At 67.4% G+C, this 22,205-nt stretch carries 22 protein-coding genes; 6 read left to right on the plus strand and 16 right to left on the minus strand.

Annotated elements, in window-relative coordinates; translation table 11 throughout:
- Positions 1-26 precede the first annotated feature (26 nt).
- The 9 genes from fni to L1087_RS06300 form a co-directional block, all read right to left on the minus strand.
- Complete coding sequence (gene fni / locus L1087_RS06260) at positions 27-1,034, minus strand: type 2 isopentenyl-diphosphate Delta-isomerase (RefSeq protein WP_234558129.1); 1,008 nt, start codon at positions 1,032-1,034, stop codon at positions 27-29.
- Positions 1,031-2,599 carry a phytoene desaturase family protein gene (crtI, locus tag L1087_RS06265; RefSeq protein WP_234558131.1) on the minus strand — a complete coding sequence of 523 codons (1,569 nt, stop codon included), beginning with the start codon at positions 2,597-2,599 and terminating at the stop codon, positions 1,031-1,033. Before crtI ends, fni begins: the two co-directional genes overlap by 4 nt.
- Before the next feature lie 248 nt (positions 2,600-2,847).
- Positions 2,848-3,879 (minus strand): glycosyltransferase, encoded by a 1,032-nt coding sequence (locus L1087_RS06270; RefSeq protein ID WP_234558134.1) that lies wholly within the window; start codon positions 3,877-3,879, stop codon positions 2,848-2,850.
- Entirely contained in the window at positions 3,876-4,544 is a 669-nt protein-coding gene (locus L1087_RS06275; RefSeq protein WP_234558136.1) for a lysophospholipid acyltransferase family protein, read from the minus strand. The genes L1087_RS06270 and L1087_RS06275 overlap by 4 nt, the downstream gene beginning before the upstream one ends.
- Positions 4,541-5,242, minus strand: a complete 702-nt coding sequence (locus L1087_RS06280; RefSeq protein ID WP_234558138.1) for a lycopene cyclase domain-containing protein — start codon at positions 5,240-5,242, stop codon at positions 4,541-4,543. Before L1087_RS06280 ends, L1087_RS06275 begins: the two co-directional genes overlap by 4 nt.
- Positions 5,239-6,402, minus strand: a complete 1,164-nt coding sequence (locus tag L1087_RS06285; RefSeq protein ID WP_234558140.1) for a cytochrome P450 — start codon at positions 6,400-6,402, stop codon at positions 5,239-5,241. Before L1087_RS06285 ends, L1087_RS06280 begins: the two co-directional genes overlap by 4 nt.
- A 9-nt stretch (positions 6,403-6,411) precedes the next feature.
- On the minus strand, positions 6,412-6,591 hold the full coding sequence (locus tag L1087_RS06290) for a hypothetical protein (RefSeq protein WP_234558141.1): 180 nt from the start codon (positions 6,589-6,591) through the stop codon (positions 6,412-6,414).
- Positions 6,592-6,635: 44 nt separating this feature from the next.
- Complete coding sequence (phr, locus tag L1087_RS06295; RefSeq protein WP_234558143.1) at positions 6,636-7,895, minus strand: deoxyribodipyrimidine photo-lyase; 1,260 nt, start codon at positions 7,893-7,895, stop codon at positions 6,636-6,638.
- A 25-nt stretch (positions 7,896-7,920) separates the two neighbouring features.
- Positions 7,921-8,769 (minus strand): phytoene/squalene synthase family protein, encoded by an 849-nt coding sequence (locus L1087_RS06300; protein WP_234558145.1) that lies wholly within the window; start codon positions 8,767-8,769, stop codon positions 7,921-7,923.
- A gap of 105 nt (positions 8,770-8,874) precedes the next feature.
- Between L1087_RS06300 and carH the strand changes: the two genes are divergently transcribed.
- The 3 genes from carH to L1087_RS06315 are packed head-to-tail and all read left to right on the plus strand — an operon-like array spanning position 8,875 to position 11,159.
- The gene (gene carH, locus L1087_RS06305; RefSeq protein WP_038042222.1) at positions 8,875-9,711 is read left to right on the plus strand and encodes an HTH-type transcriptional repressor CarH; all 837 of its coding nucleotides are present in this window, start codon (positions 8,875-8,877) and stop codon (positions 9,709-9,711) included.
- Positions 9,708-10,295, plus strand: a complete 588-nt coding sequence (gene ldrP, locus L1087_RS06310; protein WP_135260336.1) for a transcriptional regulator LdrP — start codon at positions 9,708-9,710, stop codon at positions 10,293-10,295. The genes carH and ldrP overlap by 4 nt, the downstream gene beginning before the upstream one ends.
- The gene (locus L1087_RS06315; RefSeq protein ID WP_234558147.1) at positions 10,296-11,159 is read left to right on the plus strand and encodes a complex I NDUFA9 subunit family protein; all 864 of its coding nucleotides are present in this window, start codon (positions 10,296-10,298) and stop codon (positions 11,157-11,159) included.
- Here the strand turns inward: L1087_RS06315 and L1087_RS06320 are convergent.
- The 6 genes from L1087_RS06320 to L1087_RS06345 all read right to left on the minus strand — a co-directional run bounded on the left by L1087_RS06320 (position 11,149) and on the right by L1087_RS06345 (position 18,144).
- On the minus strand, positions 11,149-12,354 hold the full coding sequence (locus L1087_RS06320; RefSeq protein ID WP_234558149.1) for a YeeE/YedE family protein: 1,206 nt from the start codon (positions 12,352-12,354) through the stop codon (positions 11,149-11,151). The genes L1087_RS06315 and L1087_RS06320 overlap by 11 nt on opposite strands.
- Before the next feature lie 204 nt (positions 12,355-12,558).
- Positions 12,559-13,113 carry a DOMON domain-containing protein gene (locus L1087_RS06325; protein WP_234558151.1) on the minus strand — a complete coding sequence of 185 codons (555 nt, stop codon included), beginning with the start codon at positions 13,111-13,113 and terminating at the stop codon, positions 12,559-12,561.
- A 13-nt stretch (positions 13,114-13,126) separates the two neighbouring features.
- On the minus strand, positions 13,127-13,570 hold the full coding sequence (locus L1087_RS06330; protein WP_038042230.1) for a hypothetical protein: 444 nt from the start codon (positions 13,568-13,570) through the stop codon (positions 13,127-13,129).
- A 12-nt stretch (positions 13,571-13,582) separates the two neighbouring features.
- Positions 13,583-14,020 (minus strand): hypothetical protein, encoded by a 438-nt coding sequence (locus tag L1087_RS06335; RefSeq protein WP_038042231.1) that lies wholly within the window; start codon positions 14,018-14,020, stop codon positions 13,583-13,585.
- 83 nt (positions 14,021-14,103) lie between these two features.
- Entirely contained in the window at positions 14,104-17,289 is a 3,186-nt protein-coding gene (locus L1087_RS06340) for a molybdopterin-dependent oxidoreductase (protein ID WP_234558153.1), read from the minus strand.
- 9 nt (positions 17,290-17,298) lie between these two features.
- Positions 17,299-18,144 (minus strand): 4Fe-4S dicluster domain-containing protein, encoded by an 846-nt coding sequence (locus L1087_RS06345; RefSeq protein WP_135342855.1) that lies wholly within the window; start codon positions 18,142-18,144, stop codon positions 17,299-17,301.
- 136 nt (positions 18,145-18,280) lie between these two features.
- Here L1087_RS06345 and L1087_RS06350 point away from each other — a divergent pair, with 136 nt between their 5' ends.
- From L1087_RS06350 to L1087_RS06360, 3 genes are read left to right on the plus strand one after another with little or no spacing between them, the layout of a single operon-like run.
- Positions 18,281-19,117 (plus strand): PhnD/SsuA/transferrin family substrate-binding protein, encoded by an 837-nt coding sequence (locus L1087_RS06350; protein ID WP_234558156.1) that lies wholly within the window; start codon positions 18,281-18,283, stop codon positions 19,115-19,117.
- Positions 19,114-20,802 (plus strand): ATP-binding protein, encoded by a 1,689-nt coding sequence (locus L1087_RS13310; protein ID WP_234558158.1) that lies wholly within the window; start codon positions 19,114-19,116, stop codon positions 20,800-20,802. Before L1087_RS06350 ends, L1087_RS13310 begins: the two co-directional genes overlap by 4 nt.
- Positions 20,799-21,428, plus strand: coding sequence for a response regulator transcription factor (locus L1087_RS06360; RefSeq protein ID WP_135342858.1), 630 nt, complete (start codon positions 20,799-20,801; stop codon positions 21,426-21,428). Before L1087_RS13310 ends, L1087_RS06360 begins: the two co-directional genes overlap by 4 nt.
- Here the strand turns inward: L1087_RS06360 and uvsE are convergent.
- Positions 21,370-22,191 (minus strand): UV DNA damage repair endonuclease UvsE, encoded by an 822-nt coding sequence (uvsE, locus tag L1087_RS06365; RefSeq protein ID WP_234558159.1) that lies wholly within the window; start codon positions 22,189-22,191, stop codon positions 21,370-21,372. The genes L1087_RS06360 and uvsE overlap by 59 nt on opposite strands.
- Between the last annotated feature and the right edge of the window lie 14 nt (positions 22,192-22,205).

Below are 22,205 nucleotides of genomic sequence, written 5' to 3' on the forward strand. Positions count from 1 at the left end.
GTCGGTGGGGCAGCCTTTGCGTGCGGCTACTTAGGCGGCCAGGGCTCAATCCGCCCCCGGGCCTCCTTGGGGGTCTTGGCCCCGATGGCGAAGAGGGCGGTGCGCATCTCCCCCAGGTAGTCGGCGAGGAAGGCGGCCACGGCCTCAGGGCCCTCGAGGGCGGGCCTGAGGAGGGGCCTGGCCGCCGCCACCAGGTCGGCCCCTAAGGCCAGGGCCTTCACCGCATCGGTTCCCGTGTACACCCCCCCGGAGGCGATGAGGGGGATATGGGGCAGGACCTCCCGCACCTCCCGGATGGCTTGGGCGGTGGGGATGCCGATTTCGCAGAGCTCCGGATGGCGCACCTCCCCAAAGCGCACCCACTCCTCCACCCGGGCCCAGCTGGTCCCCCCAGCCCCGGCCACGTCCACCGCCGCCAGGGGAAGCCCCCTTAGGGCTAAGGCGGCTTCCCGGGAAAGCCCGTGCCCTACCTCCTTCACCAGGACGGGGAAGGGGAGGGGAAGGAGGGCTTCCAGGCGCTCCAGGAGTCCCCGGAAGTCCGTGTCCCCCCGCTGCACCGCCTCCTGTAAGGGGTTCACGTGGAGGGCCAGGGCGTCCGCCTCCAGCATCTCCACCAGGCGGAGGAGGTCCTCCCGTCCGTAGCGCCTAAGCTGGGCTAGGCCCAGGTTGGCGATGAGGAGAACCTTGGGGGCCACTTTCCGCACCCTAAAGCTCCGGAGGGCCTCGGGCCTTTCCAGGACGATGCGCCCCGAGCCCAGCATCATCCCCACCCCCAGGGCCTCCGCCGCCTCCGCCAGGGCCAGGTTGATCCGCTCCCCGTTTTCCTCCCCCCCGGTCATGGCCCCGATGAGGAAGGGGGCCTTCAGGACCTTGCCCAGGAAGGGGGTGGTGAGGTCCACCTCCTCTAGGGCCAAGCCCGCCAGGGCGTGGTAGCGGAGGCGGAAGCCCTCCAGGCCGGTGGTGGTCCTCTGGTAGGCCACCTCCCCGTGGAGGCAGGCCTCCAGGTGCTTCCGCTTCCTCTCTAGCGTGCTCAAGCCCTAGCCTCCAGGAGGGCCCTGGGGGCCCGCTCCAGGCCCAGGTCTTGGGCGATGAGCCTGGCGGTCATCTTGGCCGACATCATCACGCTGGGCAGCCCCGCCCCCGGCTGGTAGCTCTGGCCCACCAGGTAGAGGCCCCGGACGTCCTCAGAGCGGTTGTGGGGGCGGAAGCTGGCCGTCTGCCAAAGGACGGGCTCGGGGCCGAAGGCGTTCCCCAGGTGGCTATTGAGGGTCCACTGGAAGTAGTCCGGGGTGACGAAGTGGGTGTAGACCAGCCGGTCCATGAGCCCGGGCAGGTAGCCGGCCTCGTCCAGGTAGCGGAGGGCCTTTTCCAGGTACCGGGGCCCGATCTCCCGCCAGTCCAGGCCGCTCCCGTTGTGGGGCACGGGCACCAGGGTGTAGGCGGCGTGGTGCCCCGGAGGGGCCAGGGAGGGGTCGGTGAGGGTGGGGAGGTGGAGGTAGTGGGCGAAGTCCTCGGGGAGGACCTTCCGGTGGAAGATGTCCTTGAGAAGCCCCTCGTAGCGCTCCGAGAGGAGGACGTTGTGGTGGCGGAGTCTTTCCCCCTCGTCCCCCCGGGCGCGGAAGCCGAAGTAGGCCACAAAGAGGCTCATGGAAAGCCGGGTGCGCTTTAGGCGCCAGTCCCCATGCCAAAAGCGGTCTTCCGGGGCCAAAAGCTCTCCATAGGTGTGCACGTAGTCGGCGTTGGAGACCACCACCTCGGCGTCCAGCCGCTCCCCGCTTTCCAGCACCACCCCCACCACCTTCCCCTTCCGGGTGAGGATGCGGCGCACGGGAGCCTCGTAGCGGATCCTTCCCCCCAGCTCCTCCAGCTTCCGCACCAGCCCCCGCACCAGGGCCCCTGTGCCCCCCATGGCGAAGTGCACCCCCCAGTTCCGCTCCACGAAGTGGATCATGGCGTAAATCGCGGGGACCGAGAGGGGGTTTCCCCCGATGAGGAGGCTTTCGAAGGAGAAGACGCGGCGCATCTTAGGGTTTTGGAAGTACTTCTTCACGAAGGAGAAGAGGGGACGGACCGCGTCTAGCCTGAGGAGGTCCGGGGCCACCCGGAGGAGGTCCCATAGGCTTCCGAAGTGGGTGAAGCCCAGCTCCAAAAAGCCCCGCTGGAAGATGGCCCGGGCATCCCGTTCGAAGCGGAGGTAGCCCTCGAGGTCCTCCGGGGCCAGGCGGCGGATCTCGGAAAGGAGGTGTTCCCGGTCGTTGTTGTAGTCGAAGTGGGTGCCGTCGGGGAAGTGGATGCGGTAGAAGGGGTCCAGGGGCACGATCTGCACGTACTGGGAGGTGTGCCGGAGGCCCTCCTCCTCCGGGAAGTCGGGGTAGAGCCTAGGCTCCCCGGGACGGGTGGCGAAGAGGTCCTCCAGGAACTGGGGCACGGTGATCACCGTGGGCCCCATGTCGAAGGTGAAGCCCTCGGCCCGGTGCACCCGGGCCCTGCCCCCGGGCCCGTCCAGCTTCTCCAGGACCAGGACCTCGAGGCCCATGGCCGCCAGGCGTATGGCGGCGGAAAGCCCCCCCACGCCGCTTCCGATGACGATGGCCCGCATGGGGAGGAGCATACCAGGAAGGCCGGAGGAAGGATTTGGGCCGGGCCCACACTAGGTACCCCGTCGTGGCTTGCGCCACGACGGGGGCCCCAAAGGGGCCATAAGCGCGCCGCTTTGGCTTTGGCCGATGGGGCGACCTTTGCGGGCGGGTACTTGGGCGTCCTATCGGGAAAGCCATGCCCCTTCGCGCGGAACCCTTCCCCCTCTGCCGGAACCCGGGGCCAGGCCCCACCCCTTGGCCAGGGGGGTTAGAGGACCCGCCCCTTCCAGCGCTTGCCCGGGAGGAGGGCCCGCAGGTACACGGGGAGGAGGAAAAGGGGAGCCAGGGGGGTGAGGAGGGCGGGCCAGAGGGGGCCCCCCAGGGCCGCCTGCACCAGAAGCCTCTCCGCTAGGCCCAAAAGCCCCAGCTCAAAGCGCCCGAAAAGCCAGGGCAGGGTGTAGAGGGAGAGGTGGTAGAAGGCGCTTCCCAGGAGGACCGCGGGGTTCTTGAGGTGGATCTCCAGGAAATTTTTCCCGAAACCCTCCACCACCTCCCGGTAGCCCCGGTACATCGCCGCGGCGAAGAGGTCCGTGCCCAGGGCCAGGCGGAACCGCCCTGCCCGCCGGGCCAGGGCCACGTCCTCCAGCACCTCCCCCCGCACCGCCTGGTGCCCTCCCGAGGCGAAGTAGGCCTCCCGGCGGAAGGCTAGCACCTGGCCGTTGGCCACCCTCAGGGCTTCCAGGAGGGGGTGGGGCAGGAAGGAGAAGAGGCCTCCCATCACAAAGGGCACCGTGGCCGCCACCGGAAGCCCCCGGGCCTCCTGCCAGGGCAAGGCGGAGAGAAGGTCGGCCTCCCCCAGCCCCTCCAGAAGCCCCCCCAGGGCTCCCGCCTGCCAAAGGACGTCGGCGTCGGTGAAGACCAGGACCTCCCCCCGGGCCTCCTGGGCCAGCTGCCAGCAGGCCCAGTTTTTCCCGGTCCAGCCTGGGGGCAGGGGCTTGCCCTGGAGGAGGCGGAAGCCGGGGTGGCCCTGGCCCAGGTTCAGGGCCACCTCCGCGGTTTCGTCCTCCGAGCCGTCGTCCAGCACCAAGACTTCCAGGGCCCCTTGCCCCAGGAGGCTTGGGAGGGTGCGCCTCAGGTTTTCCGCCTCGTTGCGGGCGGGCACCAGGAGGGAGGCGGTGGGCCGCTTGGGGGTGGGCTTGGGGGCGAGGCGGGGGAAGCGGAGGAGGTTGTGGAGGAGGGCGAGGAGGCGGAGGAGGAGGAAGAGGAAGACCCCGAAGAAGAAGTCGGCAGGAGGGGTCATAGCCGCCTCACGGCCTCCACCAGGGGCCGCACCCGCTCCTCCAGGCTCCGCCGCCCCCGAAAGGCTTCCCGGAAGCCTTCTGGCACCTCCCGGGGGTGGGTTTGGGCCAGGAGGCGGTCTAGCCGGGCAAGGAGCTCCCCCAAGGCCCCCTCCAGGTCCCCCTCGGGGGGGAGGGGTTCTCCTGCCCACAGGAAGGCCTCGGGGTGCTCGAAGCCCCGCAAGGCCACCCGGCAGGCCACGGGGAGGAGGGGCACCCCGGCCTTGCGGGCCAGCCAGGAGGCCCCAGGGCGCAAGGGGCCCAGGGGGCCGGGGTAGCGCATGGCCCCTTCGGGGAAGACCGCCACCCACTCGCCCCTGGCCAGGCGCCTTAGGGCCTCCCGCACCCGCCCCGCCTCGAGGGCCCCCGCCAGGGCCAGAATGGGGAAGGCCCGGAGGTTCTCCTCTGCCACCAAGAGGCTTGCGGGTCTCCGGGCCCGCCGGGCCAGGAACCAGACCAGGTGGCCGTCGAAGTAGCTGTGGTGGTTCATGGCCAGGACCAGGGGACCGGGCGGCACCTCTCCCCGCAGATAGACCCCCCTGAGGCTCCGCCTCAAGGAGGCCTGGAGCATCCCTTCCACCAGGGTCTTGAGCAGGCGGGCAAAGGGGCGTTCCGGGCTAAGCCTCATCGCAGGCGCCTCAGGGCCTCGGGGTGCCAGGCCAGGAGGAGGCCCTGCACCACCGCCAGGTTGGTGAAGAGGAAGAAGGCCATCTCCTCCACGGGTAGGCCGAAGGCCTTCACCCCCAGGGTGTAGGCCTCGGAGATCCACCAGATCCCCTCCCGGGTGATGGCCCAGAAGTCGGCGAACCAGAGGTAGAGGGTGGGGAGGAGGACCCCCAGGAGGAGGGGCTTCCGCCAGGCCCAAAGCAGGTCCCCCCCGAAGGCCCACTGGAGGACGAAGACCGGGGTGAAGTAGGCCAGGATGAGGCCCAGGTAGAGGTAGGGCCCCCCGAGAGCCAGGAGCATCACGCCCAAGGCGGTTAGGAGGAGCCAGAGCCCACCCCCCACCACCCGGGCAAGGCCCGGGCCGGGGCTTGGGGGCTCCCCCCCCAGGCGGAGGAGGAGGGCTCCGGTGAGAAGGGGCTGGAGGAGGAAGAAGAGGTACTCCTCCAAGGGCACGTACCCGATGCGGAGGAGCACCCGCCCCTCGGGGTAGCCCCAGACCCCCTTCCAGACCAGGTAGTTGTCCCAGGGGGTGGTGTAGAGAAAGGCGATGAGGGGCATGAGGAGGTAGGCCCAAAGCCTTGGGGCCCTGGGCCGGGCCCAGAGGAGGAGCAGGAGGAGGGGGGGCAGGAGGAAGACCAGGTGGAACCCCAGGTAGGTCATGCCCCCTCCAGGGTAACCCAAAGGCCCCCTTGGGGCCGCAGGGTGACCCCGGCGTGCACCTTGGGGGCGGGGAGAGGGGGAAGGCGGAAGCGGCGGAAGAAGGCCCTGAGGGCCACGGGTCCTTCCAAGAGGGCGAAGTCCCGCCCCAGGCAGAGCCTCTTCCCCAGGCCGAAGGGGAAGTAGCGCCCGGAAGGCGTGCCCCTTTGCCCCAGGAAGCGCTCGGGCAGGAAGGCATCCCCATCGGGGAAATAGAGGCGGTGGGTCACGTAGGGGGAGAGGACCACCGTGGTGCCCGCGGGCACCTGTTCCTCCCCCAGGTCCAGGGGGGCTTCCGCCTTGCGGGTGAGGATCCAGGCGGGGGGGTAGAGCCTCAAGGCCTCCTGGAAGGCGGCCAGGGCGTGGGCCTCGCTTTGGGCCACCTTCTCTTGCCAGTCCGGCCGGTGGGAAAGGAGGAAGAGGCTCCAGGTGAGGGCGCTGGCCGTGGTCTCGTGCCCCGCCACCAGGAGGGTTTTGGCCTCGGCCAGGGCCCGCTCCCGGGGAAGGGCGGAGAGGGGAGGCTCTTCCAGGAGGGGAAGGGCGGCTTCTTCCAGCGCCCTTTTGTTTTGGTGGAAGCGCCCCTCCGCCAGGAGGTCCAGCCGGGAGAAGGGGTTCTGCATGCGCTCGATGATCCGCTCCAGGGCGGAGAGGGCCAGCTCGGCGATCCTTTCCGGCAGGGGCCGGCCCCAAAGGGCTCGGCCCAGGAAGCTCAGGGAGAGGTGCAGCATCTCCCGGTCCAGGTCCCGGCGTTCCCCAGGCTGCCAGGAGGCGAAGAACCCCTCGGCCTCCGCCTCGAGGGCCGGGCGGTAGGCGGCCACCGCCTTGGGCAGGAAGGGGTCCTTGAGGGCCTTGCGGGCCTTTTGGTAGGCCTCCCCCCAGTCGGTGAGCAGGCCCCGCCCCGTGAGGCGGGAAAGTTCCCGGTACTGGAAGGTGGCCTTGACATCCGGCCCCAGGAGGACCCGTTCCACGCCCTCCGGGTCAAACACCAGGTGTAGGGGCATGCCCGGCAGGGGCAGGCGCAGCCGGGGATGGGCCCTACCCCAGTCCAGGAGGGTGCTCAAAGGGTCTTCCCGGAGGCGCCTTAGGTCGGGCAAGGCCCGTTTAAGGTCTAGGACGGCCGTCATGGGGCTATCCTAGCGGCGGATGAGGGGGCAGTAGCCCGTGCGGGCCATGAGGAAGGCCAGGAGGGCCAGGCCCAGGAAGAGGAGCCTCTCCTCCCGCAAAAGGGCCAAGAGGAGAAAGAGGGCCGCCAGGTTGTAGCGGATCAGAGCTATGGTCCGGAGGGCTTTTTGGGGGTTTCTCACCCGGAACATGGCCCGAGCCTACCCTGCCGCCCCCCCAGAGGGTGTGGCCCGGCCTACCCTCGGACCAGCCTCTGGGCCAGCCCCAGGTAGCGCCTGCGGGCCTCCCCGAGGTCCACTATGGGGTCCTTGGGCTCGTAGGAGGGGTACTCGGGGGCCCAGCGCCGGAGCCAGGCTCCTTCGGGGTCGTGCCGCCGGCCTTGCTCCACCAGGTTAAAGACCCGGAAGTAGGGGGCGGCGTCCACCCCCAGGCCCCCCGCCCACTGCCAGCCCTGGAGGTTCTGGGGGGTATCCCCGTCCAGGAGCAGGTCCCTGAAGCGGGCCTCCGCCTTCTGCCAGGGGAGGAGGAGGTACTTCACCGCGAACTGGGCCACCGCCATCCGCGCCCGGTTGGAGAGGAAGCCGGTGGCGTGGAGCTCCCGCATGGCCGCGTCCACCAGGGGTACGCCCGTCTTGCCCAGGTACCAGGCCAGGAAGAGCTCCTCGTCCTCCTGCCAGGGCAGGGCCTCATAGCGCGCGTCCAGGGCCCTTTCCCGCATCCAGGGAAAGTGGTAGAGGAGGTGGTAGGAGAAGTCCCGCCACAGGAGCTCACTGACCCACTTCCTCGCCCCCTCGCCCCCTTGCCTCAGGGCCTCCCAAGCCGCCTGGCGGGGGGAGAGGACCCCCAGGGTGAAGTAGGGGGAAAGCCGCGAGCCCCCCTCCCCGTCCAGCCGGTCCCGCTCCTGGGGGTAGCGGGGGAGCTTCGCCCCCAGGAAGGCCCGTAGCCTGGCCCAGGCCGCCTCCTCCCCCGGCTCGGGCAGGGGGATGTCGGCGGCCTCTTCCGGCACCTCCCCCTCCTCAGGGGCCCGGGGCAGGGCCTCGGGGGCGGGCAGGGGCGGGTCGACCCCTTGAAGGTTCCGGCTGAAGGGGGTGTAGACCCGGTAGGCCCGGGGCAGGTCGGGAGGGACGAGATGGGGGGCGGGGAGGAGGTGGAGGGGAATGGGGAGGGCTTCCCGCACTCGCTCGTCCCGGAGGCGCCCGTAAGGGGTGTAGCTCTTCAGGGCGTAGACGGCTTTGGCCCTAAGCGCCCTCGCCGCCTTAGGCACTTCCTCCCAGGGAAGGCCCTGCCGCACCCAGAGGCTTCCTCCCCGTTTCCGGTAGGCCTCCCGCAGGGTCCGCACGTTTTCCAGAAACCAGGCCCTGCGCCTGGGAGAGGCGGCGGCCAGGTTGTTGGGATCCAAGACCACGAGTCCCACGAGGGGTCCCGAACGGAGGGCTTCCCAGAGGGCTGGGTGGTCGGCTAGCCGGAGGTCTGCCCGGTGCCAGACCAGAAACATACGCCCAGCCTAGCGGGGCTTCGCCCTAGGCTTCCGTAGCCGGTACCCCGTTTCGCGAGAGGAGGAGGGCTTTGGGAAGAAGCCGGAGCCGTTCCCAGGTTCCCAGATGGGCCCGGTGGCGCAGGTTGTCGTAGCCGAAGAGGCGGAGCTTGTCCAGGATGCCTTGGTACTGGAGGGCGGCCATGGCGATGGCGGCGCGGCCCCGCTTAAGCCCGGAGAGTCCGGAAAGGCCCTCGCGGTAAAGGTCTCGAGCCTTGGTCTCCAGGTGGGCCATGAGGGCCCGGTACTGGGGGGTGATGCGCCCCTCGCGCAGGTCCGAGAGGGCTACGCCAAAGCGGTCCAGGAGTTCCGTGGGCAGGTACACCCGGCCCCGCTCCAGGTCCTCCCCCACGTCCCGCAGGATGTTGGTGAGCTGCATGGCCTGCCCTAGGCGCACGGCCTTGGCCTCCACCTCCGGGCCACCCCCTGCGATGGGGGCGATCATCCGGCCCACCGTCCCCGCCACCCGGTAGCAGTAGACCATGAGGTCGTCTTCCGTGCCAAGGCGTACGGGACCCAGGTCGGTGAGGAAGCCCTCCCGCATGTCCCGGAAGGCCTCGAGGGGGATGGGCCAGCGCTCCAGGGCCCAGGCCAGGCCCTTTTCCCACTCCTCCTTAGGCCTTCCTTCATAGGCCCTTTCCACCCCCCGCCACCAGGCTTCCAGGCTAGCCGCCCCACCCTCCGGCCCATCCACCGCCTCATCCCCAAGCCGGCAGGCGGTGTAGACCGCCCAGGCTCCCTTGCGCTCGGTGGGAGGGAAGAGGAGGCTTCCCAGGTAAAAGGTGGTGGAATGGCGGCGAATAAGGTCCAGGAGGGGCTTCCAATTGGGCTCCATATTGGCCACATTTTAAGTGCTCGATTTCAGAGAGTTTTGTCCCGGACACACTTTAAACCTGTACGTAAGCTTGACAAAACCTTATCGGCCTCATATCCTAAGGGCATGACCCGGCCTGGGGTGTACAGCATCGGCGAGGTGGAGGCCATGACCGGCCTTTCCGCGGAGGTCCTTAGGCAGTGGGAGAGGCGCTACGGCTTCCCCAAGCCGGAAAGAACGCCGGGTGGGCACCGCCTTTACCGGGAGGAGGACGTGCAGGCCCTCAAGGTCATCCGCCGCTGGCTGGACGAAGGGGCCAGTCCCCAGGTGGCTATCCGCCGCTACCTAGCCCAGGAGGCCCGGCCAGAGGAGCTTCCTCGGGAGCTCCTTTCCGCCCTCATGGAGGCGGATCTTCCCCGGGCCGAGACCCTTTTCCGCCGGGGGGTCAAGCTCTTGGGGCCGGAAGGGGCCTTGAGGGGGCTTTTGGTGCCCGTACTTAAGGAGGTGGGGGAGGGTTGGCACCGGGGAGAGGTGAGCGTGGCCCAGGAACACCTGGCGACCCAGTTCCTGCGTTCCCGCTTGCAGGAGCTCCTGGACCTGGCGGGTTACCCCCGGGGGGCTCCCATCCTGGTGACCACCCCCCCTGGGGAACGGCACGAGCTCGGGGCCATGCTGGCCGCTTACTATCTAAGGCGGCGAGGATTTCCGGCCCTGTACCTGGGGCCTGACACCCCCCTCCCGGACCTGGAGGGCCTCGCCCGGGAGCTGGGGGCCCAGGCGGTGGTGCTTTCCGTTCTGCTCCCAGAAACCCTCAAAGCCCTTCCTGAGGGCTCCCTGAAGGGCCTTGCTCCCAGGGTCTTCCTGGGCGGTCAGGGAGTGGATGCGGAGACGGCCCATCGTCTTGGGGCGGTCTATGCGCCGGATCTGGAGGCCTTGCTCAAGGCACTGGAGGAGGGAGCATGAAGAGGTTTGGCCGTAAAGAGGTGGTGTTTTTGGCCGGTGACCGGGCGGACACCCTGTACCGGTTGCAGACGGGTCTGGTGCGCATCGTGGAGCTTCTGCCCGATGGGCGCACCCTCACCCTGCGCCACGTGCTGCCCGGGGATTACTTCGGCGAGGAGGCCCTGGAGGGCCGGCGCTACCGCTACGCCGCCGAGGCCATGACCGAGGTGGTGGTGGAAGGGTTGGACCCCAGAACCATGAGCCATGAGGCCCTGCACCAGGTGGCTCGGAATCTGGCCCGGCAGATGCGCCGGGTCCAGGCCTACGAAGCCCACCTGCAGACGGGGGAGCTTAGGGCCCGCATCGCCCGCTACCTTCTCTTCCTGGCCGATACTCCGGCTTCCCACCGGGATGAGCGGGGCCTGTACGTGACCGCTTCCCACGAGGAGATCGCCGACGCCACCGCTTCCACCCGGGAGTCGGTGTCCAAGATCCTCTCCGACCTGCGCCGGGAGGGTCTCATCGACACCGCTTACCGCAAGGTGTATCTTCTGGACTTGAAGGCCCTGGAGCAGGAAGCGGAGGGCTTTCTGGAAGCTGCCTAGATGCGCGTCTTGGTGGTTGGGGGCACCGGGTTTGTGGGCCGCCACGTGGTGGCCCGTCTGCTCCAGGGGGAGCACACCCCCCTGGTCCTGGCCCGCACCCCCCGGGACCTACCCCCGGAGGCGGTCTTCCTCCAAGGGGATATCACCCGGGAGGTGCCGGACCTCGCTGGAGTGGAGGCCGCCATCTACCTGGCGGGGATCATCCGGGAAAGGGGACAGACCTTCCGACAGGTCCATGTGGAGGGGGTGAGGAACCTCCTCTTAGGCCTGAAACAGGCGGGGGTGGGCCGGGTGCTCCACATGTCGGCCTTGGGGGCGAGGCGGGGTACGGGAAGCCGCTATTACGAGACCAAGGCGGAGGGCGAGGAGCTGGTGCGGAATAGCGGCCTGAGCTATGCCATCTTCCGCCCGAGCCTCATCTTTGGCCCGGGGGACGAGTTCTTCGGCGGGGTGCTCCGAGGGTTGGTCTGCGCCCCCTTGCCCTTTGTGCCCCTCATCGGGGATGGGAGCTTCCCCTTTCGCCCTGTCTACGTGGGGGATGTGGCCGAGGCCTTCGCCCAAGCCTTGGAGCGGGGCCTCGAGGGGACCTACGACCTGGTGGGGCCCAGGGAGTACACCTTCCGGGAGCTCCTGGAGCTCACCATGGCGGCCGTGGGCCGAAAAAAGCCCTTCCTGCCCATCCCCCTCCCCCTCATGGACCTGGCGGTGCCCCTCCTCTCCCTCCTGCCCTTCGCCCCCATCACCCGGGACCAGTACCTCATGCTGAAGGGAGGAAACACCGCCCCCTTCCCCGAGGCCCTAAGGGACCTCCTCCCGGCCCCCAAGCCCTTGGAGGAGGTCCTCCCCAGCTACCTCAGGTGCTAGGGAGCCCCCCTTGCGGGGCGCGTTCGTTTTCCAGACGGCAGGCGGGGCGGAGGCGCACCCCCAGGGCCGTGCCCAGCAGGGCGAACACCCCCCAGAGGGGCCCGTGCAAGCTGAAGGAGGCCGTGCCCCCCAGGTAGGCCCCGATGTTGCACCCCGCGGCCAGGCGGGCCCCGTAGCCCATGAGGACCCCGCCCAGGAAGACCCCCAGGTGGGTGGTCCAGGGGATGCGCCGCAGGTCCCGGAAGCGCAGCGCTCCCCCTAGGGCGGCCCCCAGGAAGGCCCCCAGAAAGAGGCCGAAGTTGGTCACGCTGGTGGGGTCCTTGAGGACGCTCTCCTGGAGCCGTTCGGCGAAGGCGGGGTTGTGGAAGAGGGCCCACTCCACCACGGGAAAGCCCAGGCCCTCCGCCAGCTTGCCTCCCCAAAGGGCGAAGGCCGCGGTCACCCCCCAGGGCCTTCCCTGGAGCAGGAGGAGAAGGAGGCTGCCCACCGCCAAGACGGCGGCCCCTCCCACCAGGCTCCAGGGCCCGAAGAGGGGGTGGGTGGCCTCCTTGCGGAGGAGGGGCTCCACCCTCCCGGTGCGCCGCCGCTCCACCCCCGCCACCATCAGGTAGAGGAGGCCCAGAAGCCCCAGCCAGAGGGCCAGGCCCAGGTAGGGGGAGGGGAACCAGGTGAGGGCGCTCCCCGGGGCCCAGGCGGGGAGGGCTTGCCAGAAGGGCAGGTGGAAGACCCCGAGGAGGGAGCCCACCATGAAACCCAGGAGAACCAGGATGCCGCGGGTGTCCCCGCTCCCCGTGTGGTAGAGGGTTCCCGAGGCGCAGCCGTCCCCGAGCTGCATCCCAACGCCGAAGAGGAAGGCCCCCACCAGGAGGGCCAGCCCCACGGGCACCACGAAGCCCTGCACCGGCTGGCCGAAGGCCTCCCCCTGCGCCAGGAAGGGGAAGAAGAGAAGGCACGCCAGGGCGAAGAGGAGGAAGTGGGCCCTAAGGAGCCGGCTTTCCCCCGTGAGCAGGAAGCGGCGGAAGCCCGAGGCGAAGCCGAACTTGGCGTGGAAGAGGGCCATGCCAAGGAGCACCGCCACCCAAAAGGCTGCAAGGAGCCTTACACCTGAAGCCTGGTAAACCGCCCAAGAGAGCCCTCCAGCGACCAGGAAAAAGAGGAGGAGGGGTAAAGGTTGGGGTCGCTCCGTCCGTTCCATGCCTCCATGGTACCCATGAGTGTGTAAAAGTCAAGGGTATATGGGCCTAAGCACCCGCACGCAAAGGTTGCTCCACCGGCCAAAAGCCAAAGTGACGTGTTCATGGCCTTTTTGGGGCCCCCGTTGTGGCGCAAGCCACGACGGGGTACTTAGGAAAGACCAACCCCAGGGTAGCTACCCTGGGATTCAAGCCCTTCAGAACCCTCAGAAGACGAAGTCCTCGAGGTACCAGCGCTCGGTCTTCTTGTGCTCCTCCTTGGGGTCCATCTTGGAGGCGTAGGCCAGCATGACGATCGTCTTCCTGCCCGGAACGATGTCCACGTCGGTGGGCTCCCCGGTTCTCAGCTTGCGGCTGAACTCCACCGTCCACTTGCCGCCCTCGTAGGTGGCTGCAACAGCGAGGATGGAGTTCTTGCCCCCTTCCCTTTCGTCCGCCACAGGGGCACCGGTGCGCTTGGTTTGGTACATGTCCAGGGCCACCAGCTTGCCCCCTTCCATGTAGAAGAGGTACTGGTCGGCCCCTTTCTTCTTGTCCGTCTTCTCCGCCAGGAAGCCGATGCCGATCCAGCCCTTGCTCTCGCCCTCGAGGGCCAAGTAGAGGGTATCCCCCACCACGCTCCAGTAGAGGGTGATGCCGCTTTTGTCGTGCTTGAAGCTCTTGGCGTACTCGCCCCCAGCGATCTTGCCGTCCACCTTGGGCGCTTGGGCCAGCGCCGCACCTAGGGCCAGAACCAGAAGCCAGACCAGAGCCTTTTTCATCGCTTACCTCCCTTTAGTCGCGTATGGTTATTCCCACCACGAAGGCCACCGCCCCCACGTGGGTGTGGGCCAAGGCCGCCAGAACCGGGCGGCTTCCCTCAAAGGCCTCCAGGAACCCCTTGAGGCTCCAAAGGCTCACCTCAGCGTCCTGGGCGTTCCATAGGAGGTGGTAGTAGGCGCCCACGATCCCGGTGAGGACGCTCACCAGCATCCACAGGAGAAAGGGGTAGCGCACCCACTTGCCCCGGTGGAAGAACATGAGGAGGGTTAGGGGAAAGCCCACCAGGGAAACGAAGAAGGGGATCCTGCTCTGCCAGCTTTCCATCCAGTGGTCCAGCACCCAGTGCTCCATGCCGTAGAAGGCGAAGCCCACCAGGGCGATGAGGAGGAAGGTGGAGCGCAGGAACTCCAGCACCCTCTCCTCTTCCGTCTGGGCTTTGATGAGGGCCTCTACCATGCCTTACCTCCCTTACCTCGCCCGGTATATGGCGAGAAGCCCGGTCACCCCCATGTGGGTGAAGGCCAGAGCCGCCAGCACCGGCCTGCTCCCCGCCATGGCCTCCATGGCGGCCTCAAACTCCCAGTCCACCTCCCCTTCGAAGTTCCAAAGGAGGTGGAAGTAGGCTCCCAAGACCCCCGTCAGCACCGAGGCCCACATGGTGAGGATGAAAGCCCAGCGCACCCAAGGGGTCTTGCGGTCAAAGAGCACCCACAGGGTGAGGGCAAAGCCTGGCACCGCCACGAAGAAGGGGATCTTGCTCTGCCAGCTCTCCGCCCAGTGGTCCAGGAGGAGGAGCTCCAGGGGGTACATGACCCACCCCACCAGGCAGAGCAGAAGCATCACCAGCCGGATGAACTCCAGGGCCCACTGGACTTGGTTCTGTGCGTTTCGGAGTGCGGGTATCACCGTTCGCCTCCTTACCCCTGCCTAAACCCTATCATAGGTATGCATGGGAAAGATGTCCCCCCGGAGGCCCCGGGGGGACATCCTTAGACAGGGAGCAGGTTCACCCGGGTTTCGTAGAAGACCACGCTTCCGCCCACCACGTCTGTCAGGGCCATGTCCTTCAAGTACGGGTCCAGGCGCATGGCGGCGTTGGCGTGAAGCCCCTGGCCCCGACGGGGGTCGCCCTTCAGCCTCTGGCCGTTTATCACCAGATCGCTGGCCCCATAGGCCCAATGCCCCCAGCCTAGGGCGAAGCTCACGCATCCGGGGCGCATGCCTTGGACCACTTTCACCTTACCCACCATGGGTTTCCGGCCGAAGGGCCCCAGATCCCACTCCCCTTTGGGGTTGGTGGCGGAGACCACCTTGACCCATTGGCCTTCTTTAAGCCCTAGGCGCTCGGCGTCCAAAGCGCTCACCAGGATTTCGTTTTCCGGCTTGATCGCCAGGAGCCAGTAGTTGCTCACCGTGCGGCTCTTGGTCTGCAGGATGCTTCGGTGGGTGAGGAGGGTAAGGCCGTAACCAGGGTCGCGGAGCGGGTTGCCCAAGACGTCCCGGTAGGGAAGGAAGTAGGCGGGCAGAGGCCAGTAGGGCTTCCCGGTCATGGGGTTCAAGGAGAGGGCTTGCTTCTCGAGGAAGAGATTGACCTGACGGGCGTAGCGGTTGGCCACCAGGTCGCCCTGGACATACGCTTTGGCAAACTCCTGGAAGCGGCCCCCGCGGTTCAGAAGGTAGACGGTGCGGCGGAAGAGGCTTTCATCGCCCACCGCTTCCCTCCAGCGTTGCTCCTCAAAAACGGAGGGAGGCAGGTGCCTCCGGGCTTGGCGGAACACGGCGAGTTCCCGCTCGTCCGCCTCAGGCAGGGCGTCCGAGCCGTCCGCCTTCTCCCCAAAAGCCAGGTTGGCGGCCAGCTTTAGGTAGAAGTGGTCGGGATGGGTGAAGGGCATGCCGTTGGCGAAGCCCCTAGGCCCGGCTCCAGGCAGACCCAGGTGTTCCGCCAAAGCCAAAAGGAAGCTTTCCAAGCAAATGGGCATTTTCTGGCCGAATACTTCCACCTCCTCGGGGATGGGGGGGATAGCGGGTTGCCGCACGGGCTGGACCTTCCAGATGATGGAGGGGTGGCTGCCGTGGAACTCCCAGCGTTCCAAGTAGGAAAGGTCGGGGATGAGGTAATCGGCGTAGAGGTAGCTGTCTCCCACCACGATGTCAAAGGCCACGATGAGGGGAATCTTGTCCGGGTCCAGCATGGCCCGGATTTGCTCCTGGCCTCCCGGCAGGGCGTAGGCGGGCGACCCCATGTAGTGGAAGAGGATCTTGATGGGATAAGGGTAGCCTTGGGCCGCCGAGGGTAGGATCTCCTGGTAGACGTCGGAGGCGTGGGGGTACCAAGGCCGCTTGGCAGGGAACCCTTCAAAGAGAGTGGTGTCCTCGTACTTGGTCTCGTGGCGAATGAGGCTGATGCCGAAAGGCGTCAGGGGTTTGGGGTGGAGCTTGCTTAGAGGGAAAGGGCCGCCCGCTCTGCCGCCGGTGATGTCGTAGGTGCTGGGTTGCACGGAACCGCCTTGGTGGTCCAGGTTGCCCAAGAGGGCGTTCACCGTGAACCATGCGAAGCAGTTGTAGAAGCCATTGGTGTGCTGGCTAGCGCCGCGGTGCACGTCCACCACGGCCTTCTTGCCATATTGGGCCATTTTTTCCGCCAGGAACCGGATGTCCTCCTCCTCCACGCCGGCAAAGGCGGCCCAGGTCCTCACCCGATGCCGGAACGCCTCCTCCTTAATGAGCTGGAGGGCGCTTTTTACCGGGATGCCCCCCAGGGTGGTGTTTACCCAGAGATCCCCAAAGACCGCCTGGACTTCGTCGTTGGGGTTGAAGGCCACGGGCTGGCCTAAGTGGAGCACCACGGGAGCGTCCAGCTCCACCTCCTTATCCCCCACCTTGGCCTTGGGTTTGGCAAGGCCAAGGTCACTGGCCCTGAGAAGCCTTTCCGGTTTGCCGTCTTTGAGCTTGACCAGCCAGGTGGCGTTGGTCCAACTGCTTTCCCCGATGGCCTTGGCGGCGGCCTTATTGGCGGCGGAGAGGAACTTGCTGTCTATTTTGCCCCACTCCATCAGGAGTCGGATCACCCCCATGGCGATGGCGGCGTCATGGCCAGGTTTGGGAGCGATCCAGCGGCTGGCACCCTTCACCGCCTTCTGCGCCCTGGGATCCACGATGGCGTACTCCAGCTCTCCCTTGCTGGCCCGCTCGGTGATCCAGCCCACGCGCAAGGGGGGGCCGTAGTTCCCCTCAAAGACGTTAGCCCCCACGAAGACCACGAAGCGGGCCTTGGAGAGGTCCGCCTGCCAGTAAAACTTGGCGCCGCCCGACCAGGAGAGCTTGCCCGAGGCGTCAAAGGTGGGTTGCTCGCTCATGGCCTTGCCGACGAAGTACATGGAGCCCTGGCAGACGGTGGTGTGGCCGTGGAGGTTGACGGTGCCGAAGCTTTGGCTGAAGAACCAGCGGATGAAATCCGAGCGGCCTGCTTTGAGGCGTCCCCAGGCAAAGACCACCTGGTTGTTCTTGGGGCCCAGGTCGGGATGATCGGGGTCGATGAGGGCGTGGAGGTGATCCTTGAAGTCTTCCTTGAACTTCTCCACCAGGACCTTTTTCTTTTGGCGGTCCTTCTCCGCCCAGATAGCCCTTACCGCCTGGGCCATGCGGGCCATGACCTCGGGGTCTTTCAGGGCCCAGAGCTCCTTCAGGCCGGGGTAGACCCGCTCGTCCCCCAGATGGGCGAAGAGCCTGCCTCCCTCGACGATTTCCTTCACCGCCTGATGGAAGGGGATCTCCTCCCACTTGCCGCTTCCCCTGGGCCCCGCCCGCTTCAGCACCCTGCGGATGCGGTAGGGGTCGTAAGCGGTTTGGATGCCCGCCTGGCCCTTGGGGCAAAGGGCCCCGTCCACCTTGGCCAGGGTGGTGACGTCGGTGTTCATGGGTAGGTGGGGGTGGAAGGTCCAGGGGGAGAGGGGGTTGCCGTCGATCTTGCTGGCCACCCCCTCGTAGAGCTTCACCTTGATGGGGCATCCGGTGTTGCACTGCAGACAGGAGGAGTAGATGGTGTTCTCGGGAAGCTGGACCTCGTACGTTTCCAAGCCTTGGGCGCTGGCTTCCTGAAGGGCGGTCCCCAGGGAGCCCAGCAGGGCGCCTGCACCGGAGAGTTTCAGCAGATTGCGCCGGGAAAGCTTTTCCATAGCCACCTCCTAGACCAGGTAGTAGACACGGGGTTTGGTTCCCGCTTCTTCCTTGAGGCGCGTGGCGTTGGGCTGGCGGACGAGTTCGGAGACCAGGGAGGAGGGGTCCTCGAGGTCCCCGAAGTAGGTGGCCCGTCCGATGCAGGTGACCACGCACTGGGGCAAAAGCCCGCGTTCGATGCGGTGGAGGCAGAAGTGGCACTTGCGCACCTTGTCGATGGGCCCGGCCTCGTCCTCGCGGCTCACCCTCTTGCCCCACTCGTAGACGGGGAGCTCCTCGTAAGGCATCCTGCCCATTCCAGGGGTGCCCTCCGTCCAATAGTCCCCCTCGTCCTTGTGACGGGCATTGTAGGGGCATGGGGGGATGCACTTCTCACAGCCCACGCACTTCTCGTAATCGATCTCCACGATGCCGTCTTTGCGCTTCCACGTGGCGTCGTAAGGGCAGACGGGTACGCAGGGAGGGTTGTCGCACTGCATGCAGGGCTGGGGCACGAAGCGGTAGGTGACGTGGGGAAAGGTGCCCACTTCCTCCTCGCTCACCGGCCGGTAGACCACACCGGGCGGCAGGCGGTTTTCCGCCATGCAGCTCACGGTGCAGGCATGGCAGCCCACGCATTTTCGCAGGTCGATGACCATGCCCCACCTGCGGTTCGGGTTCTTAAGCGCCCGCTCCAGGTCCTTTTGCAACCTCAAAAGAACGTCCTCCTCAGGGGCGGCGGAGGGCTGAGGCTGGGGCGCCCCTTGGGCCAGGCCCGGGGCCACCAAGGAGGCGAAAACCGCGCTGGCCATCTTGGCCAAGAAGTGCCGGCGAGCCTCTTTCGTTGCTTTGCCGGTGGGAGGTTCTGTAGACATCGCCCACCTCCTTTCCTCTCCAAGCTAGAGGGCATTCCTGGGCCCAGAAAGCCGTGGAGAAGAGGACACCTTGTCGGTAAGTCTGCCGACGGGTTAGGGACATCCATACCCCTGAGCCCCTCTTATGCTGGGGTGGGTGAGGCTTCTTGGCGCCTTCCTGTTCCTGCTTTGCGCCTGCCAACCCCTGCCTGAGGTGGGGGTGGAACCTCCTTACGCCCCTGTGGCCCATACCGCAGGGGTACGGGTGGTCGTGGCGGGGATGCGTTCTCCCGAGGGGGCCGAGCCCTACCGGGTCTTCCTCGGGGGGCTGGAAGAGCATCTGGGAGAGCGGGTAGAGGCCTTCGGGCGGCGCACCTATGCCGAGGTCCTCGAGGTCCTGCGCCGAGGCGAGGCGGAGATGGGCTTTCTCTGCACCCTGGCGGCGGGTTTGGGGGTTGAGGAGGGCTTCTTGGATGTGGTCTTGGCGGGGGAGACCCTGGTCCCGTACCAGAGCCTGATTGTGGTGGCGGAGGCCTCCCCCTACCGGGAGCTTGCCGAGTTGCGAGGGATGCCCTTCGCCTTTACCGACCCCCTTTCCAACACCGGCCACGCTTGGCCTAGGCTGTTGGCCCGTGGTCTTGGAGAGGACTTCTTCGCCCGGGCCTTTTTCACCTACAGCCACGACCGGGCCCTAGAAGCGGTTCTTGGCGGGCTGGCGGAAGGGGCAGCGGTGGACCGGGTGGTCTACGAAAGCCTGGGGGTGCGGGGCTTGCGGGTGGTGGCCCAGGGTCCCGTGGACCCGCCGCCCCCGGTGGTGGTGCCGAGAGACCTGGACCCGAAGCTGAGGTCCCGGCTCGTGCGGGCTCTCTTGCGGCATGGGGCCACGCCGCAGGGCCAGAAGGCCCTACGAGCCTTGGGCCTCAGGGGCTTCCGTCCGGCAGAGGAGGAGCCCTATCGGGCCGTGTTCCAGAGGGCTAGGGAGGTGTTGCCGTGAGGCTCAGCTTACAGCTCCTCCTCACGGTGTGCTTCGCCGCCACGGCCACGGGAAGCGTCTTGATCCTGGGAGGCGGCGCTTTTCTCTTCGCCGAGGGCGAAAAGACCCTATGGCAGCAGGCGCGGGCGGGGGTCCAGGACCTGGCCACCCTTCTTACGGATGATCTCCTGCTGCGGGATCTCCTCGCCGTGCGCACCAAGCTGGGAAGCGCTTCGGCCCGCTATCCAGGCTTTGCCTTCGCTTACGTCCTGGACCCGGAGGGGCGGGTCTTGGCCCACACCTTTCCCGAGGGGGTCCCGGAGGCGCTTTTGGGCCTTCCGGGGGAGAGGAGCTTTCGCCTGGAAGGCAAGGTGGTCTACCAGGCCGAGGCTGGGATTTATGGTGGCCGGGCAGGGACCGTCCGCCTCGCCCTTTACCAGGCACCCCTTTGGGAAGAGGTAGGCAAGGTGGTGCGCACGGGGCTCTTCGGCCTCCTTTGGGCCGTGGGTCTGGGGGTGGGGCTTGGCTACCTCCTCCTTACCCAGGCTTTGGAGCCCTTGGCTCGGATGGCGGAGGGAGCCGCTCTTCTGGGGCGAGGGGAAAGGGTGCGCTTCCCGGAGCCCAAGAGCGAGCTGGGGGATTTGGGGCGGGCGCTGAACCGCATGGAGGAAGAGGTGGAAAGGCGGCAGAGGCAGCTTTCCCTACTCAACCGGGTCCTTGCGGAAAGCCACGCTCTGAGGGTGGAGGAGCTGGCCGAGCGGGTGCTCTCCCTTTTGGTGAGGGAGTTGGCCTTCGTTTGCGGGCATCTCTGGGTGGAGGGACGGGTCCTCCGCTGCCGCACCTGCCAAGCCCTGTGCCCGCTGGATGAGGTCCAGGGGCTGGCGGAAGAAGCCTTGCGCCTGGGCCAGGTTCTTTGGCGGGGGCAGAGCGTGGTTGTGCCCGTCCCTCCCCGAGGGGCGTTGGTGCTGTACGGACTGCCTTCGGGGGAGGAGGCCTGGATCCGTGAGCTCCTTACCGCGCTTTCCGGCCCTCTCTCCACCGCTTTGGAAAACGCCAGGCTCTACGGCCTTCTGCAGGAGAAGGAGGCGCAGAGGGCTGAGCTTCTAAGGGCCTGGCTAAAGGCGCAAGAGGAGGAGCGGGGGCGCATCGCCCGCGAGCTGCACGACGAGGTGGGCCAGGCCCTCACGGGTCTCATCCTGGGGCTGGAGGGGCTCCCTGGAGAGAAGGCTGTAGCCTTGAAGGAGCTGGCCCGCTACACCCTCGCCGAGGTGCGGCGGCTGGCCCTGGACCTTCGGCCCAGCGTTTTGGACCACTTGGGCCTCGAGGCCGCCCTGCGCCGCTACGTGCGGGAGTTCTCCGACCGCACGGGGATCGAGGTGGACCTCTCCTTTCACCTTTCCCGGCCCCTTTCCCCGGAGTTGGAAACGGTCATCTACCGGGTGGTGCAGGAGGCCCTTACCAACGTAGCCCGCCACTCGGGGAGCCCGAAGGCGGCAGTGGGCGTCTTGGAGGTGGAAGGGGAGGTGCGGGTCTTTGTGGAGGACGAGGGCCGGGGTTTTGACCTGCGGAAGGTGGGCCTGGGCCACCAGGGGCTTGTGGGGATGCGGGAGCGGGTGGAGCTGGTGGGAGGGAGGCTTCTCCTGGAAAGCGCCCCTGGGGAGGGAACTCGGGTGCAGGTGAGGCTTCCTCTGGAGGTGGCGGCGTGATCCGGGTGGTGCTGGTGGAGGACCACGTGCTGGTGCGCTCGGGGATCCGCCACCTCCTCGAGGCCCGGGGCCCTGTCCAGGTGGTGGGAGAGGCGGGCAGCGTAGCAGAGGCCCTTGCCCTCCTGGAGAGGGTGGAGGCCGACGTGGCCATCCTGGATGTGTCCCTTCCCGACGGCACGGGGATTGAGCTTTGCCGGGCGCTGAAGGAACGCCAACCCCGTCTTCGCCTGCTGGCCCTTTCCATGCACGAGGACCTGGAGTACGTGAAGGGTTTTCTGCAAGCGGGGGGCCAGGGCTACGTGAGCAAGGCCGCGGTAGACCACGAGCTCCTGGACGCGGTCTTGGCCGTGGCTCGGGGGGAGCGGTACCTGAACCCTTCCTTGGCCATGCGCTTGGCCATGGAAATGGTGCGGGAAGAGGCGAAGGAGGCGGCCCTCTCCCCTAGGGAGGAGGAGGTGCTCCGGCTCTTGGCCCAAGGGCTTTCCCACAAGGAGGTGGCGGAGCGCCTAGCCATTTCGGAGAAAACCGTGGCCACTTACAGGGAACGGGGGATGGAGAAGCTGGGGCTCAGGACCCGGAGCGATCTCTTGCGTTACGCGGCGCGGCGAGGGTGGTTGAAGGGTTGAGGTGAGGGGTTACCCCTCGGGGAAGCCCCCCCTCCTTCCCCTTGGCCTCCACCATCACATCGGCGGGGCCGGGGAGGGCGGCCAGGAGCCTTTCCCAGTCCGCTTCCTCCACGGCGAAGGCGTGGGCCCCGGGGCGCTTTGCGGGATCCTGGCTGGCCAGGTGTACCTTGGGCCTTCCCCGCCAGGTGGGGAAGGCCAGACGGAGGGCCTCCGCCAGGGAGAGCCGCCCAGGGTTTAAGGCATGGTGCAGGGTGTCCACCACCACCGGCACCCCCAGGGCCTCGGCGGCCTTCAGGACCCCCTCCGCGTCCCAAAGCCGCTCGTCGTTTTCCAGGGCCAGGAAGCGCAAAACCTCCCTTTCCCCCCTGAGGTTTTCCACGAAGCGCCTAAGGGCCCTCTCCCGGTCCCCGTAAACCCCGCCCAGATGGAGGACCAAGACCCCGTCCTCCGCACCCAGGAGGCTCAGCACCCGGGCCGAGTAGCGGAGCTCGGCCAGGGAGCGCTCCACCACCTTTGGGCTTGGGCTTCCCGGGTTCACGTATTGCCCGGGGTGCAGGGAAAGCCGCTGGCCCAAGGCCTTGGCGAGGGCCCCAAGCCGCCCAAGCTCCTCTCCATGGGCCTTCTCCCAGTCGTAGGGGAAAAGGGGGTGGGAGGCGAAGGGGATGAGGTGCTGGCCGATGCGGAAGAGGCGGAAGCCCGCCTCGGCGTTCCAGCGCAGGATGCGCTTTAGGTCCTTCAGGTTCTCCGCCACCTTGGCCCGCACCCTTTCCTAGGTGA

This window comes from Thermus tengchongensis, from assembly GCF_021462405.1.
Classification (GTDB): domain Bacteria; phylum Deinococcota; class Deinococci; order Deinococcales; family Thermaceae; genus Thermus; species Thermus tengchongensis.

Coding starts and splice junctions, on each gene's coding strand:
- ldrP (WP_135260336.1), top strand. CDS start 9,708: ATGAAGAGGTTTGGCCGTAAAGAGGTGGTGTTTTTGGCCGGTGACCGG.
- phr (WP_234558143.1), bottom strand. CDS start 7,895: ATGTTTCTGGTCTGGCACCGGGCAGACCTCCGGCTAGCCGACCACCCA.
- L1087_RS06300 (WP_234558145.1), bottom strand. CDS start 8,769: ATGGAGCCCAATTGGAAGCCCCTCCTGGACCTTATTCGCCGCCATTCC.
- L1087_RS06325 (WP_234558151.1), bottom strand. CDS start 13,113: ATGAAAAAGGCTCTGGTCTGGCTTCTGGTTCTGGCCCTAGGTGCGGCG.
- L1087_RS06320 (WP_234558149.1), bottom strand. CDS start 12,354: ATGGAACGGACGGAGCGACCCCAACCTTTACCCCTCCTCCTCTTTTTC.
- L1087_RS06340 (WP_234558153.1), bottom strand. CDS start 17,289: ATGGAAAAGCTTTCCCGGCGCAATCTGCTGAAACTCTCCGGTGCAGGC.
- L1087_RS06270 (WP_234558134.1), bottom strand. CDS start 3,879: ATGACCCCTCCTGCCGACTTCTTCTTCGGGGTCTTCCTCTTCCTCCTC.
- L1087_RS06315 (WP_234558147.1), top strand. CDS start 10,296: ATGCGCGTCTTGGTGGTTGGGGGCACCGGGTTTGTGGGCCGCCACGTG.
- L1087_RS06330 (WP_038042230.1), bottom strand. CDS start 13,570: ATGGTAGAGGCCCTCATCAAAGCCCAGACGGAAGAGGAGAGGGTGCTG.
- L1087_RS06280 (WP_234558138.1), bottom strand. CDS start 5,242: ATGACCTACCTGGGGTTCCACCTGGTCTTCCTCCTGCCCCCCCTCCTC.
- L1087_RS06275 (WP_234558136.1), bottom strand. CDS start 4,544: ATGAGGCTTAGCCCGGAACGCCCCTTTGCCCGCCTGCTCAAGACCCTG.
- L1087_RS06285 (WP_234558140.1), bottom strand. CDS start 6,402: ATGACGGCCGTCCTAGACCTTAAACGGGCCTTGCCCGACCTAAGGCGC.
- L1087_RS06345 (WP_135342855.1), bottom strand. CDS start 18,144: ATGTCTACAGAACCTCCCACCGGCAAAGCAACGAAAGAGGCTCGCCGG.
- carH (WP_038042222.1), top strand. CDS start 8,875: ATGACCCGGCCTGGGGTGTACAGCATCGGCGAGGTGGAGGCCATGACC.
- L1087_RS06290 (WP_234558141.1), bottom strand. CDS start 6,591: ATGTTCCGGGTGAGAAACCCCCAAAAAGCCCTCCGGACCATAGCTCTG.
- crtI (WP_234558131.1), bottom strand. CDS start 2,599: ATGCGGGCCATCGTCATCGGAAGCGGCGTGGGGGGGCTTTCCGCCGCC.